The following is a 1,529-nucleotide window of genomic DNA, read 5'->3' as shown; positions in this document are numbered from 1 at the left end:
CGATGCCCTTCTTTTGCGGGTCATATGGCGGGCAAGGATCGATTTTGAAGCCGTATCAAGCGTTCCAGCAGCGTTGTTTTACCCATGCCGGAATGCCCGGTAATTCCAAAAATTTTCATATAAATCAAATTATTGTTGAGCAAGCACGCTCATGGGCCAACTTTCCCCAGTGGCAGGGGGCGCGAGACGTTTTAGCCTGAGTGAATTAGGACATTGGGTGATTTCGAAACTTCATGGCCAGAGGAGAAATCAATCAGACAATCCCTGAGTATGAAAAACCGCGCATTCTGTTCATCCAGTTCAACTTACCTAAATCCCGGAAAATCTAGCTTCGAAGATAACGATGCCCAACCTTTGTCGAAATCGCGGCAATCAGGGCAAAGTTTGAGATAGTCAAAAGGCAGCTCCGCCATTGCCGATTGTGAGCCGGTCAAAGATCATGCGTAACTCACGTTGTTTACCCACCACTATTTCAATCGCGCACATATCCATTCTCCGATAGTTTTTACGTGCTGACCAGCCTGCATGCCCGAAAGTTGTCTCTCAATAAAGTGACTGTGGCACGCAAAACTCAGGGACTCATTCGACCAAACAGGCGTTGATCCCAAATAACCTTTTTTGCTCTGCGTCTCGATAAGTTTACAGGCTGCAGGATGGAGTGGATTGACAACAGCATTGCATTCCAGCTTGGCAACGACAGATGGTACCCATGCAGCACATTGCCGGTGTGCAACTCACGTTGGAGCTGCTGTTAACCGAGGCCTTCGAATCGCGCTCGGGGCGCAGTGCGGCCATTGGCCGGTTGGTCGAATACTTCACAATTTTGCTGTTGCGCCACACCATTGAGGCCAGTCTGGTCAAGTAAGGCGTGCTGGCCGAGCTCGCCGATGAGAGATTGGCCAAGGCCATGATGGCCATGCACGCACGGCCAGAAGCAGCTTGGACGCTTGAAACACTGGCGGGTGTTGCCACCATGTCTCGCTCACGATTCGCCAAGCATTTTTTGGACATTGTGGGGCTACCGCCATGGACTATCTAACCGACTGGCGCATCAGCATCGCACATGGCTTGCTCAAGCGCGGCAAGCCCTTGAAAGCTGTTGCACCTGCCGTGGGTTACTCCAATGAGACCGCGTTTGCCCGGCGCACCGGGGTTTCACCCAGTAGCTGAGTTGCGGCCATTGATGGCCCCTGATGGAAACCAATCTTCAGAGACTTGGAGTAATTTTCAAAAACCTCAAAAAAAATTCGGCTGAAGTCGGTGGATTTATCCTTGTGATGGACATTAAAGTTGCGCTGCACCGAATGACAGCTTACCGGCAGTCACATCGGCAAGGCCAATGACTCCTGAGGGTCTGCAAGAGTCCGCCGCTTTTCTCCGAAGCCGAGCTTCAAACTGAACGGCTGCAATGGAGAGAAACCTAGACCCGGACCGCAGCGGTTGCAGTTATAGAACTTTTGGCTGTGAACGACTCCAGAGGGCTGGATGTCGACATTCGGAATGTCAGCAATTGGGTTGCCCAGTTCTAC

The 1,529-nt window shown here is 51.5% G+C and carries 5 protein-coding genes; 4 read left to right on the top strand and 1 reads right to left on the bottom strand.

Translation table 11 applies throughout. From position 1 onward, the window contains the following. The 4 genes from WCG50_RS19375 to WCG50_RS19360 form a co-directional block, all read left to right on the top strand. Positions 1–200 (top strand): hypothetical protein (locus WCG50_RS19375; protein ID WP_336901228.1); only part of this gene is annotated, 200 nt, incomplete at its 5' end. A 509-nt stretch (positions 201–709) separates the two neighbouring features. Continuing rightward, on the top strand, positions 710–865 hold the full coding sequence (locus tag WCG50_RS19370; RefSeq protein ID WP_336901227.1) for a hypothetical protein: 156 nt from the start codon (positions 710–712) through the stop codon (positions 863–865). A gap of 3 nt (positions 866–868) precedes the next feature. After that, on the top strand, positions 869–1,039 hold the full coding sequence (locus tag WCG50_RS19365; RefSeq protein WP_336901226.1) for a hypothetical protein: 171 nt from the start codon (positions 869–871) through the stop codon (positions 1,037–1,039). Next, positions 1,027–1,170, top strand: coding sequence for a hypothetical protein (locus WCG50_RS19360; protein WP_336901225.1), 144 nt, complete (start codon positions 1,027–1,029; stop codon positions 1,168–1,170). Before WCG50_RS19365 ends, WCG50_RS19360 begins: the two co-directional genes overlap by 13 nt. Before the next feature lie 152 nt (positions 1,171–1,322). On the opposite strand, the gene WCG50_RS19355 is transcribed toward WCG50_RS19360, so the two are convergent. Continuing rightward, a partial coding sequence (locus WCG50_RS19355; protein WP_336901224.1) for a hypothetical protein occupies positions 1,323–1,529 on the bottom strand: 207 nt, incomplete at its 5' end.

The sequence above is a fragment of the Rhodoferax sp. genome, from assembly GCF_037143375.1.
Classification (GTDB): domain Bacteria; phylum Pseudomonadota; class Gammaproteobacteria; order Burkholderiales; family Burkholderiaceae_C; genus Rhodoferax.
The sequence above is the reverse complement of the archived record's forward strand: the minus strand, read 5'-3'. Positions and strand labels throughout refer to the sequence as shown.

What these genes read in the sequence shown, in the direction of transcription:
- WCG50_RS19370 (WP_336901227.1), top strand. Translation starts at nt 710, where the DNA reads ATGCAGCACATTGCCGGTGTGCAACTCACGTTGGAGCTGCTGTTAACC.
- WCG50_RS19360 (WP_336901225.1), top strand. Translation starts at nt 1,027, where the DNA reads ATGGACTATCTAACCGACTGGCGCATCAGCATCGCACATGGCTTGCTC.